Annotated in this window: 18 protein-coding genes; 5 read left to right on the plus strand and 13 right to left on the minus strand. The window is 63.1% G+C overall.

The window, feature by feature from the left end:
- Positions 1–93: 93 nt before the first annotated feature.
- The 12 genes from F5544_RS30715 to F5544_RS30770 all read right to left on the minus strand — a co-directional run bounded on the left by F5544_RS30715 (position 94) and on the right by F5544_RS30770 (position 11,740).
- The gene (locus F5544_RS30715; protein ID WP_167476407.1) at positions 94–1,608 is read right to left on the minus strand and encodes a peptidoglycan DD-metalloendopeptidase family protein; all 1,515 of its coding nucleotides are present in this window, start codon (positions 1,606–1,608) and stop codon (positions 94–96) included.
- Positions 1,605–3,257 carry a hypothetical protein gene (locus F5544_RS30720; RefSeq protein ID WP_238846747.1) on the minus strand — a complete coding sequence of 551 codons (1,653 nt, stop codon included), beginning with the start codon at positions 3,255–3,257 and terminating at the stop codon, positions 1,605–1,607. Before F5544_RS30720 ends, F5544_RS30715 begins: the two co-directional genes overlap by 4 nt.
- Positions 3,254–3,592: a WhiB family transcriptional regulator gene (locus F5544_RS47645; RefSeq protein ID WP_167476408.1), complete on the minus strand. Its 339-nt coding sequence runs from the start codon at positions 3,590–3,592 to the stop codon at positions 3,254–3,256. The genes F5544_RS30720 and F5544_RS47645 overlap by 4 nt, the downstream gene beginning before the upstream one ends.
- Positions 3,589–4,392 carry a DUF2637 domain-containing protein gene (locus F5544_RS30730; RefSeq protein ID WP_238846748.1) on the minus strand — a complete coding sequence of 268 codons (804 nt, stop codon included), beginning with the start codon at positions 4,390–4,392 and terminating at the stop codon, positions 3,589–3,591. The genes F5544_RS47645 and F5544_RS30730 overlap by 4 nt, the downstream gene beginning before the upstream one ends.
- 5 nt (positions 4,393–4,397) lie before the next feature.
- The gene (locus tag F5544_RS30735; protein ID WP_167476409.1) at positions 4,398–5,900 is read right to left on the minus strand and encodes an SCO6880 family protein; all 1,503 of its coding nucleotides are present in this window, start codon (positions 5,898–5,900) and stop codon (positions 4,398–4,400) included.
- Complete coding sequence (locus F5544_RS30740) at positions 5,897–7,351, minus strand: hypothetical protein (RefSeq protein WP_238846749.1); 1,455 nt, start codon at positions 7,349–7,351, stop codon at positions 5,897–5,899. Before F5544_RS30740 ends, F5544_RS30735 begins: the two co-directional genes overlap by 4 nt.
- Positions 7,345–7,956, minus strand: a complete 612-nt coding sequence (locus F5544_RS30745) for a hypothetical protein (RefSeq protein WP_238846750.1) — start codon at positions 7,954–7,956, stop codon at positions 7,345–7,347. Before F5544_RS30745 ends, F5544_RS30740 begins: the two co-directional genes overlap by 7 nt.
- A 209-nt stretch (positions 7,957–8,165) precedes the next feature.
- The gene (locus F5544_RS30750) at positions 8,166–8,834 is read right to left on the minus strand and encodes a hypothetical protein (protein WP_238846751.1); all 669 of its coding nucleotides are present in this window, start codon (positions 8,832–8,834) and stop codon (positions 8,166–8,168) included.
- Positions 8,835–8,864: 30 nt separating this feature from the next.
- Positions 8,865–9,134: a hypothetical protein gene (locus F5544_RS30755; RefSeq protein ID WP_167476411.1), complete on the minus strand. Its 270-nt coding sequence runs from the start codon at positions 9,132–9,134 to the stop codon at positions 8,865–8,867.
- Entirely contained in the window at positions 9,131–9,400 is a 270-nt protein-coding gene (locus tag F5544_RS30760) for a hypothetical protein (protein ID WP_167479591.1), read from the minus strand. The genes F5544_RS30755 and F5544_RS30760 overlap by 4 nt, the downstream gene beginning before the upstream one ends.
- Before the next feature lie 260 nt (positions 9,401–9,660).
- Complete coding sequence (locus tag F5544_RS47340) at positions 9,661–10,311, minus strand: DUF6668 family protein (protein ID WP_342760386.1); 651 nt, start codon at positions 10,309–10,311, stop codon at positions 9,661–9,663.
- A 139-nt stretch (positions 10,312–10,450) separates the two neighbouring features.
- On the minus strand, positions 10,451–11,740 hold the full coding sequence (locus tag F5544_RS30770) for a cutinase family protein (protein ID WP_238846753.1): 1,290 nt from the start codon (positions 11,738–11,740) through the stop codon (positions 10,451–10,453).
- 350 nt (positions 11,741–12,090) lie between these two features.
- Here F5544_RS30770 and F5544_RS30775 point away from each other — a divergent pair, with 350 nt between their 5' ends.
- From F5544_RS30775 to F5544_RS30795, 5 genes are all read left to right on the plus strand, one after another.
- A complete protein-coding gene (locus tag F5544_RS30775) occupies positions 12,091–12,453 on the plus strand; it encodes a hypothetical protein (protein ID WP_167476413.1) in 363 nt (120 codons plus the stop codon).
- Positions 12,454–12,809: 356 nt separating this feature from the next.
- Entirely contained in the window at positions 12,810–13,169 is a 360-nt protein-coding gene (locus F5544_RS30780) for a hypothetical protein (protein WP_238846754.1), read from the plus strand.
- A gap of 20 nt (positions 13,170–13,189) precedes the next feature.
- Positions 13,190–13,690, plus strand: a complete 501-nt coding sequence (locus F5544_RS30785; protein ID WP_167476415.1) for a hypothetical protein — start codon at positions 13,190–13,192, stop codon at positions 13,688–13,690.
- A gap of 16 nt (positions 13,691–13,706) precedes the next feature.
- Positions 13,707–14,852, plus strand: a complete 1,146-nt coding sequence (locus F5544_RS30790) for a DUF6545 domain-containing protein (protein ID WP_167476416.1) — start codon at positions 13,707–13,709, stop codon at positions 14,850–14,852.
- Positions 14,846–15,889, plus strand: a complete 1,044-nt coding sequence (locus F5544_RS30795; protein WP_167476417.1) for an FAD-dependent oxidoreductase — start codon at positions 14,846–14,848, stop codon at positions 15,887–15,889. Before F5544_RS30790 ends, F5544_RS30795 begins: the two co-directional genes overlap by 7 nt.
- Positions 15,890–16,793: 904 nt before the next feature.
- On the opposite strand, the gene F5544_RS30800 is transcribed toward F5544_RS30795, so the two are convergent.
- Entirely contained in the window at positions 16,794–17,309 is a 516-nt protein-coding gene (locus F5544_RS30800) for a hypothetical protein (RefSeq protein WP_167476418.1), read from the minus strand.
- Positions 17,310–17,909: the final 600 nt, after the last annotated feature.

A 17,909-nucleotide genomic window follows, 5' to 3' on the forward strand; every position in this document is an offset into this window, starting at 1 on the left:
GCCGAGCACCCGGTATTCGGTGGTGCTCTTGTAAGTGGCGTTCATAATGACCTCACTCTCTGAAAGGATTTGTGGCTGTTTGCTTCTCGCGGCTCAGGTGATGCGCCTCGCTCGCGCACCGGACGAAACCGGGCCTTCCTTGACGTACTCGCCAGGCTGCGGCGCTTCGATCTCCTGTCCGCTTCCGGCGGCGATCGCAACGTGTCCTGGGCCCGCGGGCCCGAAGTTGCTGAACAGCAGATCGCCCGGACGGGCGTGATCGAGGGGAACCTCGGCACCGACTTCCCACTGCTGCTCCGATGTGCGGGGCAGGGTACGACCGGTCGCCGCGAATACGGCCGCAGAGGTGAATCCAGAGCAATCGAAGCCGCCGTTGCTTGGCCCGCCCGGTCCGCCGCCGCCCCAGACGTATGGCGTGCCGATCCATTGACGCGCTGCTGCGACGATCTGTAGACCGACATCAGTGCGACCATCAGGCACGAATTCGCCTGAGCCGCCCGGTATTCGGAAATTCGGCTCGGTGGCGAGTATGCGGCTGACGTACGCCTGTGTCTCTGCGTAGGGCGGGATTCCCTCGTAGGCAAGCACTTTGTCGGCGCCAGCGTTGTAGGCAGCGAGCGCGAGGGCCGGGACGTCGCCGTGAACACGACCGGACGCATTCCACTGCTCGGCTTGCGAGGCGAGGTAGCACATATAACGTGCCTGCCCAACGATAGCGTCGCCGTCGTCCCACACCGATGTGGCACCGTTGCCGTCAGCGTCAATCACGAACGGTTGCCCGTCGAGCGGATCGATGGCTTTCGCGGTGCCGGGCAGGAATTGCGCGAGCCCTTGAGCCCCGGCGGGAGAAGTCAGGTCGCGGACGAAACCGCTCTCTTGTTGGACTTGTGCGGCGAGCAGCGACGCGCTGATCTGTGGACAGAGCGATCCGCCACGACGGAACCACTGCTCGAGTTCCGGAGGCACCTTTCCTGGGGCCAGGCTGGCACCGGGTGTACCAAACCCATTCGTGCACAGTTGATCTCGCGAAATGCCAGGGGTGACAACCCCCGCCAGCCAGGGTATCGGGTCGATGGGACTACCGCCCTCCAACCGGCCACCGGGAACGACCTCGAAATGCAGATGCGGTCCGGTCGATTCACCAGCTGAGCCCACGTCCGCAATGTGCTGACCAGCTGTAACCTGATCGCCGACCCGGACATGCACCCCGTCGTCGAACATGTGCCCGTACACCGTGGAGAACCGTCGGCCTTGTTCATCGACGGAGTCGACGACGATCCAATTCCCGAATCCGGATGCAGGTCCCGCGGCGACTACTCGGCCCGCCGCCGCAGCGAGAATGGGAGTGCCGGCCGGAGCTGCGAAATCGACGCCCTTGTGTGCGCCACCGCGGGCGCCGAAGACGTCGGAGACGGTGAACGAGCCGCCCAAAGGATGCGTCCGATTCGCCGACGGCGCCGGCAGCGATACGGCAGCTTCGGCATGCCCAATCATCTCGGCTCCAGGCGCGCAACCAGAGTCGCTGCTAGGTGCGATCACCAGCGCGACGAGCAGCACCATCCCGGCCGTCGAGCCGAGTCCAGCGGTTGCCACCATGCTGGTACTCATGCGACGCCGGTCCCGAATTGACTGAAGCGACTGTTCGTGTCGTGAATCCCGGCCTCGATCTCGGTGTGGCACAGGTGCATCTGGAATGGGATGCCGGGGCGACGGTCCTCACCGACCTTGAGCAGGAATTTGCCGGTGCCGGGTGGGCACGGCCGCGGCTGGCCGGGCTGAAGCGCTTCTCCGGTAAGCGCTTGCGGCGCCGACCAACTGGTAACCATTTCTCGCTCGCTGCTGGTGAACGGAGCGATGGAATCCAGGCGCGCCAGCTCTTCGGCGGGCAGCGCACCGAACATCTTGGCGCGAGCGCGTTCGAGGAACCCGAGTGCCTTCGCGACCGCAGCTGGATTGTGCAGCGACTGTAGGTCTTTGATGGTGTGGCTGATCATGATCAGCGCCGTGCCGATGCCGCGTTGCAGCCGGGTGAGTTCGTCGACTCGATCGACCATGAAGTCCCCGAGGCCCAAGACCTGCCACAACTCGTCCATCACGACCTGGAAGTAACGTTGCGGCCCGTGTCCGGTGTCGGCAAGGACGTGGGCGGCCTCCACCGAGGCGAAGCCGTCGGCCCAGCAGGCGAGCATCACGGCGGCCTTGAGCTTCTTGTCTCCGGAAGGAATGTGAGAGACGTCGACGCAGACAGCGGTTGCGTCGGTATCGATATCGGTGGTTGTGTGGCCGTTGAATATCGCCCCGAATGGCCCCTGCGTGAGGGCGCGAAGAGAACGACGCAAACCCTTTATGGCAGAGCGGTATTCGAGCACATCATCGGCACCGGCGTCGAGCAGCAGCTCCTCTCCCCCACCAATGACGACTTCCAGCAAGTCCGACAGCAGCGGCGGCTGGTCAGGTGTGAATCCGCCTGGTCCGTAGAGGATTCGGAGGGCGGTTGCGATTAGCGTCTCTTCGAAATCAGCGACTCGTGCGCCGCGGATGAGCTCGATAAGTCCGGCTATCACTGTGACCTGCCGAGCCCGGAGTTCGGTGGCAACTTGTTGCGCCACTTCGGGATTGCCGCTGAGGACATCCGTGACTCGACCGAGGGCACCAGCGGCCAGCGGGTTGAGGTGTCCATGCCCGTAGCCGAGATCGATCACTTGACCGCCGACCACCTCGACCAGCCGACGGTAGTCAGGCTTCACGTCGGCAAGGATCAGTGGCGTGATCCCTTGAACAACACCACCCAGAACAATCCGCCGAACAAGCGAGGACTTACCAAAACCATTGAGGCCCAATACGAACAGACTGGGTGCGGTGATGAAGCTGCCGCGCATGAACCAGTTCATCGGGTCGAAACACACCGGGGCGCCGGTGTGGAGGTGCGAACCCAATGGAGTGCCGATCAAAGGTGCACCGGCGCCGACCGACCACGGCCATAGCCCCGCTACCTGAGCGGTCGACGCTCGGTATTCGACCGGCCGCGCCACTACTGCACACCGGCCGCCGCCGTATCCGAGATAACCGCGGTCGCTCGGTCGAGCGACCAGGCGGTCGAACCTTTCCAGTTGCGTCGCAGCCGAACGTGTTTCGGCACACCGGCGACGATTGTCGTCAGCTCGAAGGCGCTGTCCCGCCCACCAAGCCCGCAGCCCAGTACGAGCGCGTCGAGTTTGCTGGAGCTGCATACGGGTGGCGTCGTCGAGCAACTTCATGATGCTGCCCTCCGACTCGCCTCCCGCTTGAAGTCCTCCGCAGCGGCCCTCGGGCTCTGTGCGGATGCCAACTGCGCAATAAGCGCACGGCGTGCTGCCGCGCCACGACCTCGCCCTGCCGTCAGACGAAGGCATTTCCGCAACGCTCGACGTTCGGCGGCGGTAAATCCGCCCCAGACGCCGTGGTCTTCGCCGCTGACCAGAGCGTTTCCCAAGCACTCTCGCCATACCGGACAGGTCGCGCACCATTCTTTCGCATCCGCACTCAGGTCATCGTCGAAGAACGGGTCGTATACACCGCGGCATGCGGCCTTGACCATCCAGTCGCGGTTCATGACGACACCGCTTCCGATGGGCGACGCGCCTTGTCCGCCGCGTCGAGAATCCGCCCTACAGTCGAGTGGTGCGTGTCGACATCTCGACCGATCCGCCGATGCGACCAGCCTGCTTCGTATTTCAGGTGCAGAATTCGCGCGACAACCTGCGGGTCTCGCTGACCGGTCGGGTCGGCCGCACAGACCTGCTCGGCGACCTCCCACCAGCGTTCCTCCGAAACTCCTTGCGATACAGTCTGTTCGGATTCAGTTGAGTCGGCCCAGTGGCGAGTCAGGAAAGACTCGTTCCGATGCTGCAGGGCAACAGAATTCGAGATTCGCTCGTCGATCGACCCGTAATTGTGAGCCTCAGAGTGGGCGCTGGTCCGAGCAAGAATGGCCAGCCCATGGGTCGCGGCCAGGAGGCTGACCGGCGCGACGGCAGCGATTGCGGCCGCGACGAGCGCTGGCAGCGGCCCCGCGTTGATCCATGCGTGAAAACCGTTGCCGGAAATGCTAATAGAAGCGGCTCCGGTCAGTACCGTCCAGAAGAACCTCCGGTGCCGTCCGGTATCCAGGTACGGTGCCAATGCCACGATCGCCACGGTGGACTGCACAATCGTCCCGTCGATGATGACGGGCCACAGCCACGCCAGCCGAGGCGGTTGTCCGGCCTTGATCGCGAGATCCCATAAGGCCGCGAATGACAGCACGAAGCCCGCGACACCGATCCCGATGGTGGTGACAATGGCGACCACGCGGGCCAGCATGATGACCGGCGGAACATTCATTGCCGCCTGGTAGACAATAGGTTTGGTCATCGCGATCACCCCAATGCCTTCGGTACGGTGGCATGTTCAGGCAGAATCACTCCGCACCCGAGCGAGGCCGCGAACGCGGCGGCTTGGTAGCGGTAGCAGCGCCGAATCTTCAATCGGGCCTGCGTCGACAGATCTCGAACGATTGCTTCGATTCCCGGCAGGTCACCGTCGAGCGGTTCGGTGACCGTGATCAGCGCACCGAAGCGAGCTAGACCGTGCCCGCGCGCCTGCTCCTCGCGGGTGTGCTGGGTAGCCTCCACGCGCAACACCGCCGCCGCCGAGACGACACCGCGTTCGGATTGCTGTGCGACGAGGGCGTTCTTGTAATCGTCATCGACGATCTCGGCAGCGTCCGCGGCGGTGTGCGGACGGAACACGAGCGCGACGCGCTTACGCGGAGTCTGCGGGTTCGGAGCCAAAAGCCGTTGCAACACATGCTCGTCGACAGTTCCCTCCGGCGCGGCGTCCATCTCCCATGTCACCGACCGGCCGCCGTCGTGGATGTAGTGGTCCCACCTCTCCTCGTGCGAAACCGGGCCGGTGTCAGACCAATCCAGGCCGTGGCCCTCCGGGTCGGCTGCCGCTACTTCCAGATCCGCTTGCGCGGCCGGGTCGTAGCTGCGTCGAACGACCGCGATCACCTCTCCGGCGTTCATCGGTCGTGCCCGGACTCCGGCATCGGCCAGCGCGGCGCAGATGCCCGGCAGTCGGCGAGCGATCTCGACGGCCTGTTCGGCGGGGTTCTTGCGCCGTTCCGCCGTGGCGGCGGTGAAGGTGATCGCGCATCGGCCGGATAGCTGGACTCCGTCTGTCGGGAGTTCCTCCGCGAGTTCGGCCATCACCGCCTTCGCGATCGCTGGAGCACCCGAGCGGGTGATGGCGTCGATTTCGGCCAGCAGCCGGTTCCCGGTTTCCGGAATCGTATCGATCAGCGTGGTGACTGCCGCGATATCGCTGGTCTGGCCGAGCGAGGCGAGGAACGTTCCCCATGCGGCGACCCACTGATCGATGAGCGGTTGATCGACGGCCTCGTGGCCTTGTGGCCAAACCCGAAGCACCACAGTGTATTGGGCGAACTTCGGCAGGTGGATCATCGCGAAGCGGTATCCGCCGGAATCGATCCCCTCATAGCAACGAGCCCCAGCGAGCAGCCCGGGTAGCTGGGTCGTGCCACCAGGGATGCGGGAGAACCGCCCGCCGCGGTAGATGTGCTCGCCGTGCCGCCGGGCCAGCATCCATCGGAGTCGAATCCAGCCGGTCTCGTATCCGGATCGGCCACCGTGGCGCCAGACGAGCGGCACTAAAGCGACCGCTCCCGCGCCTGCAACGACAAGACCGACGCGAACACCCACAATCACACACGCCAGCAGCGCGGCGATTACGACCACGAATCCGAGAACCGTTTCTCCCCAACGCAATCCGAACAATCCCGCTGAGCGAGGGCGCTGCCACAATCCGTAGGAGCGACGCTCGTAGGTCGAGGCGGTCTCGTACACATGCGTAGTCATCGGCGAATCACCCCCGATGGCCGAGCCTGGCTCGGACTGTCACCGGTCAATCGCCCAGCGGCACGATCCGCACTCCGCGCCAGGGTGCCGGTTGTAGCAACCGCCGTGGACGATCGCCGTGAGGAAGTGCGCCCACCCGCACCGGCAGGTACTGCTCCGCCAGTAGCCGTGCCCCCGCCTTGGGCCGGGCGAGGCGGCGGCGAGTTGGGCGGCGGAACTCTACCGCCACCTGCCGAACCCGACGGGCGAGGGCCGCCCCCGCCCGATACAAATCCGGCGGCACCGGGCGCGGCTGCTCCTTTGGCCCCCAACGCCTTCCCGCCAGTAGCCGCTGCGGCAACGGCCAACGCAGCCACTCCAGCAGCACCGAGTCCGGAACCACCGGCACCAATTGTGGAAACAGCCGGTACGACCAGCCGCATCAACGCAGGAAGGACGAACGAGACACTGCACAACAACACGACACCGACCAGGATGCGTTGTGCCTGTTCCGAATTCGGTGTATCTGATGCAGACTCAGCGCCGATCGATCCAGCGGTTGTGAACGCGATCATGTAGACGACAGCGGCGACCGGCTTCCACAGCAGGAAGGCGATCACCCAGCCGATCAGCTTCTGATACGACTGCATCCCGATCTTCAGCCCTGAAGCTGCCGCCGCCACCGGCACGAATCCGACGGCAACGATCAATAGGCCCTGTCGAATCACCGCGAGCACACACTGCGCCAAGGCGCCGAGCAGCCCGACGACAGCTACGACCAATATCAGCCCTGGCGAAAAAGCTTGCAATTCATTGGTTTTCACCATCAGCTCGGCGATGCCCTTGGCGTTGCCTCCGGTTGCGTCGTCTATCAACCAGGTCGATAGCCGGTCGCCTCCGCGGGTGCCGACGACAATGATCGCTCCGAACATCCATGACGACAACACAACTCGCGCATATAGTCGGAATCCTTCGGCCGCTTGGTCGAGCGTCGCACCGCGGCGGGCCTCCGCCAGCCTGATACCGGTCACGATCGTCGAAGCGATCAGGAGTATCAGCTGAATCTCATAGGTGTAGTCGGAGACCTTTGTGAACAATCCGCTGTCGGCGAGTTGCTCGTTGGGCAGTTTGGTCCACCAAACCAGTGACAAGGTGAGCGCTTGGCCTAGTCCTTCCAGCAGGGAATCCACGACTTTGCCGAAGGCCGAATCCCATGCCTTGTCCGCGATGGCACCCGGCACGTCCTGCGGATGGCTCGCGGCGTTGCCGCCCTTGCACAGCGCAGACGCCGAATCACCGAGTGCTGATCCGATTCCGAGAGGAATCTTCGACAGCATGTCGTGCAGCTGATCACACGTTGCGTCGAACCCATATGTGTTGCCGCCTGAATCCGGCTGCGCGAGTGCGGTATTCGGCACAGCCAATGTCAGTGCGAAACAGGCTGCCAGTGCGACGATTACGCGTTTCACCATGGCGTCCACCCCTCGAGCGAGGTCAGCGTCTGGGATACCGATCCGGCCGCTGGTACCGTCAGCCGCCAGTCCGAGTCGACCCACGTCACCGCCAACCGGATCACCCGCCATGTCCGAGCACCGACAATGTTGGCAGGCGTAGCGAGTTCCACGACCGCGAAATCGGCGCTGTAACTGGGAATTCGGAACGCATCGGAGGCGACGAGATATCGGGTGACAGCTTCGGGCCACAGCTGCGGCAGATGAGAGCTATCCCTGTCGATTTCGGTCTTCTGAGACTCGGTCAACATCATCTGACGCACGTATAACGCGCGATCGCTGGGGTGCGCGACAGACCGGTAGTAGATCTGAGCAGCGGCAAGCACGGCGCCCTGTGGCGTGTGGGTATAGCCGACGACGAGGCCGTCGTCGACGCGCGCCGGACCGTCGGAGGTCGAAAACGGTACGGATGCTCCGAACACGCGCTGCCAACCGCCCGGATCACGGACACCGTAGGGTGCTCCGGTCAGCCAATCCGGAGCGGCCGGTGTGCGCTGAAGTGCCGGGTACTGCGGAAGTGGCTGTCCCGCAGTATTGTTCGGCACATCAACGCGGCGGCCGAGCATATCGAGCTGCGGTGGCCCGAATCCCGTAGTAGGTGCTCTCAACGACGGAGTTGGTGCGACAGTGACGGAGCCCGTCGCGCCACGAGATCCGTGCCGGGCAACGGCCGCGAATAGTCCGCCGAGCAGAATCAGCATTACGAAGATCGCCGCCGCGATGGTGGATGGCGACGTCCATCGGTTCCGGCGATCGGCACCTCCGTCGGCCGCCTTCATCGCGGTGCCGCCAATGCGACAGCGCCCGCGGGTAACTCGGCGATTTCAGTAACTGGATCCGTCGTCGCCTGCGGCGAAGGAAGCCGCAGGCGCCAGTCATTGCCGTCCCACACGACGACTGCCGCATTCGCAGTGCGCGAAGCGTCCGGATATTCGGTGAAGACCGTAACCGCGGCCTCTCCAGGTTGATACCTGGCAATGCGATAGCCGATGAGCCTTGGGGCCGACTTCGGTGACGCGGTTCCACTGATCGATAGCAGTACTCGGTTGACCGCCCATGCATCGACAGCCGGTCCAGGCTCGATTTCGCCATCGATGACATGCGGCCACTGGCCGTCCGGCGCAACCGACAACCGCACCGTGTGGGTGATGGCCGCAAGCGCAGCTCCTTGTGGCGAGTGCGCGAATCCTGTTGCTGCACCGCTTTCTTCGTGGAAAGGACCTTGATCCGCATGTGGCAACGCGATGCCCTGATACGGCACCCACCGCAGATTCGTCGGCGGCGCAAGCAAATCAGCCTGCGATTCGGAGTGATTTTCGGCCTGGTGTCCGCAGCTATTTACCAGGAGGGCGGTCAGCACCAGCGACGCCACTGCGATTTCGCGACCCGCCAGGCTCCACCGACATGGCGTTACTGAATTGCGCTGTCTACCTTTGGTATTCATCCGGAAACCTCCGTTCCCGTAGCCACGTGGTTACGACAGGATCGCGAGGGCAATCGCGGTGGAACTGGTGGCGACGATCGCGCCGAGCAGGCTCATCACGACCCCGTGCGGCCCTTCGGACGAGGTGGCCTGGCCTTCGTGGCGCATGATCCACATCCGCCCGGCCGCCACCAGCAGCCATCCGAGGCAGGCGACGAGTGCCACCCAAAGCAACCAACTCAGCAGTGTGGTGAATGGTTCGATGACGTCGGACGGGAGGTGCTTGTATGCGTTAATCGGTTGATCAGCAAGGATATTCATGAAACCGTCACCACCGCGTTCATGATCGCCGCCGCCGACGTGGCGATGACACCACCAACCAAAGCGCCGATTACGATCTTCGGGGACTCCAGCGCGCCGCCGTTCCAGCGCTCCCACGCGAAACGCCCACCGCCATAAATGATTCCGGCGATTCCTGCGAGCAGAACCACCCACATCAGCCACCGCATCAACTTCAGCAGACCGTTCGATCCCGGCGGAGCCTCCGGCGAAATCTGGGTGATCTGCGTGTGCCAGTAGCCGACCATGTCGGCCAAGAGCGGCCCGGCGTTCACGATGTCACCCACAAACAAGGCCGACGATGTGGCAATCCGACTGTGACTGGATTGCGGAAGCGCTGTCCTCGTTGGCTTTTCGATGTAGCGGCACCGATCATGGGCACCGCGACGTGCCGAGGACCTTTAGGCGCGCTAGAAACGTTATTCATCTCTGAACCTCCACGTTCAAGCCCGCGGCGGTTGGACACCCGCCTACCGCCGGGACGGTCGGATTTCGCATAACTCGCGCTTTAGGAGGCAATGTCGAACCCTCCCTCCGGATCAGCGCAGGCACCGGATGCAGCGACCGCATCACGGACGGCCGCATCGAGCTCGGTTCCCAGCCGAACGACATCACCGGGGATGAATGCCTCTGTATGGGAGCTCCGCTGGCGTGTGGACGAATCCGGATTCCACTCGGGGAGATCCTTGATCGGCGTGACGAGCCATTCGTTGTGCCAGTTCACCCGCCACGAATGCTCGACCAACCCGGCCACAACGCTGCGATAGCGGCGAATGTCGGACTGCAGCCGACCCGGCCGAGCAGCCACCGTCACCAATCCAAGGACAGTGGACGGACCAGCAAGACCGCAGGCGTGTTGCCGGAGCAGATCGTGTGCCGCGGTGATGCCCACGATCGTCTCCCGAGCCACGACAACGACGAACCGCGATTCCATACCGATCACCGCAGGCCAGCGCCCGCCGCAGTCAACCGTGTGCGGTAGACACCGCTCGAGACAGCTCACTCCGGCGCCGCCGTGCGCACCCAGCAACCACGCCAGCGGCTGACACTCCCCTACTGGAACCGGGCCCGCCCAGATCGGCGCTCTCCGATGAGCCGGAGGTGCGACAACTCCCGCAATCGCCGGCGTACGGTGACGATTATCAATCCAGGTCAGCATCGGACCAGCTCCAGTTGCACTGCGGCAGAACGACAATCGACGCCATTACGGCGAACTACGTTGCTTCCCTTCGGTTCCGAATCCCGATCGACAGAAATCCGGGTATCGGACCAAGCCATGCCGACTCGAAATGACGTGTTCATTTCCCTACCGCCTGTCCAGCACCGGCGATGTCTTTCGCCGCGGCGGCGAACCAGTCGGCCACGTACTGAACCGCGGTTTCACCGTTCGCCGCGACCGGTGTCGAACCGTATGCGGTATGGCGCTGAATCGTGTCCCAGTAGCGAACCCACGTTGCGGTATTCAGCAGATCCGAGTTGTCGGTGACGTTGTCCGTCACTACCTGAAATGCCTGCTGTACCAACCGATTCGATGTCGCAGGCGGGACCAGCTGTACTACGGCTCCGGCCAGTTTCTGCCCGAACAGCGCGAGTGCGACAGCAGGATCACTGAGCCCCACGGCCGTCAACTCGGCGATATTCGACGGCGTCAGCATCGTGCGAGCGACGGTCACCACCGCGTTGAGCCCAATCGTCCCGACCTTCATCAACGCCCGAACAGCGGCATTCACATCGACCGGTGTGCGTGGATCGGAAGCTTCAGCGATCCTGCGAGACAGCGACTTCTTCGGGGTGATCGACAGCTCCGAGAGCGACTGCCCTTGAATATCTTCGTTCACCACCGCGGTCGCCGTCTTGATCGCGGTGAATGCCAGCGCCTGCGCGATCGAGGACAGCGACGCCACCGGATCTCCTCCGGAAAGTTCCGACTGGCCAGCGATATTCGCTACCGCCCGCAGAACCGGCGCGTTGTCCGGCGCATCGCACGCCAGGTCCGCCGGAACGCAAAACGTCGCTACCCGACCGGTCAGCGAGCCGAAGTTGGCGGCAAGGTCACGCTGCGGCCCGATTCCACCGCCCGCGACGGGCGATTGGGTCACTACCGGAATCGCAGCCACGGCACCGCCGGATGTACCGGGCGCCGGGTCGGGCCGCTGCTTGTCCGGCGCACCTGGAAACACCGATGCCCCAGGATTTCTCGTTGGATCTGCGAACAACGCCACTGCGGCGACCCGATCCGCCGGAACGCCGGTACCACCGGAGCCGATGTCCTGGGCGAACATCGAAACGACGTTCGCGCCTTGGGAATAGCCCACCAGCGCGAGCCGCGTCGACGAACACCGCTGTGTGATCTCACGAGCCCTGTCCCGCAGCCGATCCAGCCCACCGGCTACCGACTGCGCATAGGGCGCCGAACCACCCGACGTCGCGCCGCCGAAGCTCGCCTCGTACGGAATGTATTCCCGCGCAACAATATCCCCGGCATTCGCCAGCAACGGACGGAACACCGTCGACAACATCCCCGTATCGGTTGTCGGTGCCGCATCCGGCGAGGACTCCCCTGTGCCCTGCACTCCGAGGGCGTACAAGGCCGGACAATCGGCTCCCGCCGAAGCCACCGTTCCAGGGACGGCCGCGACAGCGCCTGCGGTCAGAACCGCGACACATCCAGCGACAACAAGCCGTCCGCTGCTCGCATCACGCCGTCGACCACGGGTTGTTCGATCGGTGTCCATGAGCCCTCCTTGCCGAAGCCTTTGAGTCAATTAGTTCTGAGATTAGCGCTTAAATTAGAGCTGTCAAGAATGCGGGTGGCGAACACCAATTCGCAATCTCGCCTCAGCTGCGAAACAGGCGCTAACCTTGACTCACATCGCCGACCGAGAGGGTCCTAGTGAGCAAGGACTGGCCAGCTGTCGCCGCCGCCGTTCGAAACCGAATGGCCGAGCTGGACATGACCCAGGCGGAGTTCATCCACAAGTCCCGCCTGGCGCCGATGACGATCCGCAACCTCCTCGAGGACGAACCGCCCCGCAAGGCGACCCGACCGACGCTGGCGACCGCGTCGGAAGCCCTCGGCTGGCCCCGCGACCGGCTAGAACGGATCCTGAACGGTGAAGCACCCCCCGACCCGGACGCCGATGACAAAACCATCGGCGAACTCGGGCGCATGCGACGCAAACTCGCCAAAACCGAAGACATCGGCCAACTCGCCGAGGCCATAGCCGCGATCAACCGCCGCCTCGATCGAATCGAGAAGCAGCTCGTTCGTCGGCAAGCTGACGACGACGAACGGCCATAACCAGGCGTATTCGAGCCTCGAGCTCGCCCAACTGTTTCAGGACAGGGTCGTCGCTTACCCGACCGCAGCTGGAACCCCGGCAACTCTGAACCGGCGTACGCCCCGACGAGCGTTTGACGTTGTCGCCCATGGCACCACCTCCTTGCCGAGCACCACTCCTCACGTTTGCTGTGGCATAGCTCACAGTAGATCCAGACCCGATGGTCTGCAATAAACAAACAACAGAAAAACCACAAAACTGATCTTTTCTTGGGCAAAACCTTGGATTCGACCACAGGAGAGATACAATCTTGCTCATGGAGGGTGCCGCTGAACGGTTCGGCAGAATCGTCAGATCTCGTCGGCTAGCCCTTGGCATGACGCAACGTGACGTCAAGGCCGCGGGCGGCCCCAGCGTGATGACGCAGAATCACATAGAGAATGGCACTTCGCCGCACACGCCGACGCCAACCACACTCGGCAAGTACGACCCCGTCCTGCGCTGGACGCCCGGGAGCGCCTCCGCCACCTTCTACGGCGGCGAACCGACTCCGGTCGACGCGCCTGCGCCAACCCCGCCAGGGCGCGAGGAATTCGCTCGCCTTCTTGAGGCGAACCCGACGATTCGGCTTGCGGCGCGCCGTCTATCCGAACTGTCGGACGAAGATGTCCGAACTTTCATGGATCTGCTGGCAATTGTCGAGAAGCACCGGGGGACAAACCAAACGGGAGGCTGACCCTGTATGCGCCGCTGATCGTGCCACCCCCGGCCGGATTACCGGCCAGGTACTTCTGGCTGCGCCATAAGGTCGCCCACTTACTCCGCAATCTCGGCGTCGATGCCGCTGATGGACACGAGGCAATCGTCGACGCGTTGTCTCGGCGACTCGATGCACCAATCCACATCAGGTTGTATTCATTCCCTGTACCAGGATTCTTCAGCTTCGTCATCGTGGACCCCGAGCATGGGGAGTTCCACATATTCGTCCAGGCGGCCACCAGCCACGAACACCAACTGCACCTGTTGATGCACGAGGTCGCCCACATCATCCTCGGCACTCTCGATCTCGGAGACTCCATCGTCGCCGGTACTCACCGCACCGGCGATTACTCGAATCTGGCTGAACGAGATGCGGAGTTCGTCGCCCGGCTGATCAGTACCTGGATCGATCTACATGCCGGGGCCCAGTTGCCAGTCCAGCCCGATCCGGCCGCCGAACGCCTCTCCCGAACTCTTCAAGACCGACTCGCGTGGTGAAAGGGGTTCGCCCACAATGAATTACGACTCTCCAACCAATCTGCCGCTGCGGATAGCCGTCGTTGCGATCATCGCGCTCTGGCGTTGCTGGCAGATGACACGCCGCCGCCCCACCACCGCGTCCTTGATCATTACGGTGGCCATCCTGGGCTCATGCGGCAGCCTGATCTTCGAGGCCATCGCGCATGCTCAGTCCAGAGCAGGCACCGGGCGCGTGTACATCATGCTGTCGCTGCAGGTGATCTGCTTGGCGATCATGCTGGTGGCGCTGTGTGCCTATTACGCAGTTGCCGCCGATACCCGGCAAGCACGCAATCTCGTCCTTCTCGTGGCCAGTATCGGCTTCATCTCATGCGGAATTGCTCTCGGGCTGTCCTTCCAGGTCGCACCCGGTCGCGAACTGTGGGATTTCCAGCACTCCGACACTCTGCGCTGGTACTTCGCCAGCACATTGTTCTTCCCAGTAGCGACAGCCGTCGGCGGCCTGCTCGCAGCTCGGTCTGCCCGCCGTGCCTTCGGCGCGTTGCGCGTTGCGCTCGGCATGGCGGCAGCCGGCCTTTGGCTGCTGGCCGCAGTCGGCATCGTCACCCCCATCAGCTATTGGAACGGCCGCAATACCCCCGACTCGCTAGCGACGGTAGGCCCGCCGGGCACCGTGGGTGAACCGCTGAAGACGTTCATCTACGTCGGCTTCAACGGCGGCTGCGTACTGGTGGTGATCAGCTGGGCCGCCGTGGCCATCGCCCATCGCGCCCGACAACTACGTGAGATTCGCGATGCATGGCGAGACACCCGAGACATGCGCAAGCTTCGCGATGATCTCAGCACCGTCGCTCCCGAATTGTCTTTCCCCCGGACAGGCTGGACTCCCCTGCTGTTGAAACCGCACGCCGCACGCATGACCGCGCTCATCGAGTGCCGCGACCGACTGATCACGCTCAGCCCGCGCCTGGCCGCCGAACTGAACCCCGAGGAATACCAAAACCCCCGTTCCGTGGCGGCAGCGCTACAACAACTACGGGGCATCGGCGCCCTCCATCAACCCTCCAACCAGGTCCAGGCAGTACCGATCCTCACCGACTCCGGCGCATACGGCCGAGACCAACTGATCTCGTTGGCCCGCAGCTACTCCCGACAAGGCAAGGAGACTTCCGCATGGTGACCATCGTCGGCGGCGGAATCGCAGGCTCGGTTCTCGCCGGAGCCCTCGCACGGCACGGCGAGCAGGTCACCCTCTACGAGCAACAGCCTGCCGGGCCCGGCGCTGGCGCTTTCCTGTTCATCGACGGCCGCGGCCACAATGCACTCACCACCCTCGGCGTATCCGAAGCCGAGCTGCACGAAGCGTCGTGTCCGCTGGTGGAGCTTCAGTACCGGAACAGCGCCGGGTTCAGCGGTGGACGGCCTAGCGCTGGGCATCGCTTTTGGATGCGCCGCGCGCTGATGAAGATCCTGACCGACTTCGTTGACACCTCCGGCGCCGAACTGCACTACGGCCACCCCATCACCGATGTATCCCGCAACGGATCCGGCTGCATCCTTCATCAGGGCGATCAGGCCATCACCGTCGACGATCTGATCATCGGTGCCGACGGAATCGACTCCGTCGTGCGGACCCGTCTGGAGCCAGACCGCGTACCGGTGTACGCCGGTGACGTCGTGCTCTACGGGATGACCACCGCACCCCTGGACCTCCCCACCGACCCCGCCGTACTGCACTTCTTCGCCGAAACCGCCCCCGACAACAGCTCATTCAGCACCCTCGGACACATCTGGCGCCCCGGCGACGACAACGCACTCTGGTTCCTCCGCATCGCCCGCGAACCCCTGACCGACGGCGATGACCTCGGCCTGCGACCAGTCGACGAATGGGCCGACGCCGTACTCGAAACGACACCATCCAATCAGGAACTGGCCCAAGCGTTTATCGAAAACACCGACGTCGTGCACGTCAGCAATGCACGCAACGTCCCCCTCGACAATGCAGCCGAACCCACCACACCCGCACTCCTCATCGGAGACGCCGACCACGCCATCACCCCCGCTGCCGGAGTCGGCGCCCGCGATGCCCTCGAAGACGTACTCGCCGTCTACCAAGCCCTGGCAACAGGCGAATCACCTTCAGCCGCAATGGCACAACGACGCAAACAAATCACCACCGAACGCGAGCAAGTCCAGCGCGCCATGCGCCGGAACTGATGACGCTCCTGTCGGTGGGGTGCCTGAAGTTGTTCACGAATCTCGACGGCACCATCGGTCGCGAGAAAGTGGTGTTCACGAACAATGACAGCACTTGGCGGGCTCCGGCGAACGCCCGCCATGCGGCTACAGCTCACTCGGGTGGGCTGTAGCCAGTATAGGACTGCTGCCCGAACCGCATAACACGGAATGTCTTACGTCGATGAGCGAATGTTCTGCGCCGCACCGCATCTCGCACCAGCGACCGCCCGGCTCAGCGGCTACTCGCCGTGCTGGCGTCACATTTGGATCAGCCACGCCGCCTCATGCCCGAGATACATCGTCGCGATCGTCCACTTGGACGAATGACCCGCTGGCCGGCGAACCGACCTCCAAGACGACGAGCCCCCGCACCGTCTGCCCTCGGGACTGTATCTAAAGGCTCTGTCCCACTTTACGGAACGTCTCTGCGAACAAACCGATGTCTTCAGCCGAGATGTCGGAACGAACCAGGAATGTCCAGCGACAAGATTTAGAATGCGAGATAATCGACCCCAGTGTGCAGCGATTGTATCGCATAGCATCCTGCACACATGCACCCAATTCGGCTGACATGGTTATTGCGCCTATGACACCTGCGCGAACAATAATTCGGTCAAACTCAGGATCTATGCCAGCAGGAATGCCGCATACATTTCGATAGTATGCACACCGGGATCGGGTTGTATCGGATATCCGCGAGTCATCCATTAGCATCACACTCTCGACGGTGTCGCCTGGGCGTATCAACAAGCCCTGCCGCAAGATCGGGATGAGTGGACTCATTTATTAAGTCGATCCGCTCGGCATTCACAAATAAGGCACCGATGACCTGCACATATGACTGCATGAAACCACTATTTCGTCCACAATCCGCAAACATGACTCAACTCCAATCGGTTTCTGGAAGGTATGTCGGCAAATCGCAGGTGCCCGCTTCCAAACCGCGTACGAGGTCGTTGTACGCCTGGACCAGCTCAGCCAGCCGACGCCACAGCGGATGTATTTCTGAAACCGGTAGCTGCTCAGAGCATTTCGCTGCCCGGGCGATCCACGCCACCAACTCCCCCATCGAGACCGGCGCCATCGTCGCCCCACCTACGGCGCGCGGCATGGTGCGCGCGATCCAGTCGTTCACCTCATCGATGATCTTGCTTGCCCGCTGACGGATATCAGCAGGGAGAGGGCCGTCGCCGAGCCGCGCGTAGAGCACACCGAGCCGGTACGCCCACCGCGCTAATTCAGGATCCGTTTCAACTTCCCACGACCGATGGAGAGCAGCGAGCAACACATTCGCCCGTGGCAGTATACCGGTCAACGACGTCTTCGGTTCGGATGAGTCTGCAGCCATCATCGGCGAACCCGCAAGGAGGGAATACGCATCCGGCAACATGCCGATCACCCCAGCGGAACCCAGTAGCCACGGGTACGGGGCGGGACCGGAATATCACAGTCCACAGCCAACTGCCTGGCCAATTGCTGAGGCGTAAGGCCAAGCAGCTCAGCCCCATTCCTCACTTCCGACCAGCAAGATTCAGCAAGGTTCGGCGCACCGCGCAGAATCATCGCGGCTTGTACAGCTGCCGATGCCACCTCGGTCGAGACCGTCCTTCCGGGCAGCCACGGCAATGTGAAGTAATTTCCCCCGACCCACCACGCCGAGAGCATCCTGTCGGCACCTGGCACTAGCTGCATCGCTATCACCCCTGCTGGCCTCGGCTATCCGAGGAGTCGGCCGTTCGGACCACCACGGTTCCATCACCGCAGCGCTGTCGACCCGAGCCGACGACCATATGCGAATACAGACCGTTGGCGTCGCGTCGACAATGACAACCGCAGAGCCACACAACAATCCGCCTACACCTCAGCGCACTGCCTGTGACCTGCAAGCATGTACCGAGTCAAGCGCCGATACAGGAGGGATCTCAACGGCACGAATTTACGTCGGATACAACATGGGCTCGACCGGCGAATACGGCATGTGCGGCAACCAAATACAGCA

Source organism: Nocardia arthritidis, assembly GCF_011801145.1.
GTDB lineage: Bacteria > Actinomycetota > Actinomycetes > Mycobacteriales > Mycobacteriaceae > Nocardia > Nocardia arthritidis_A.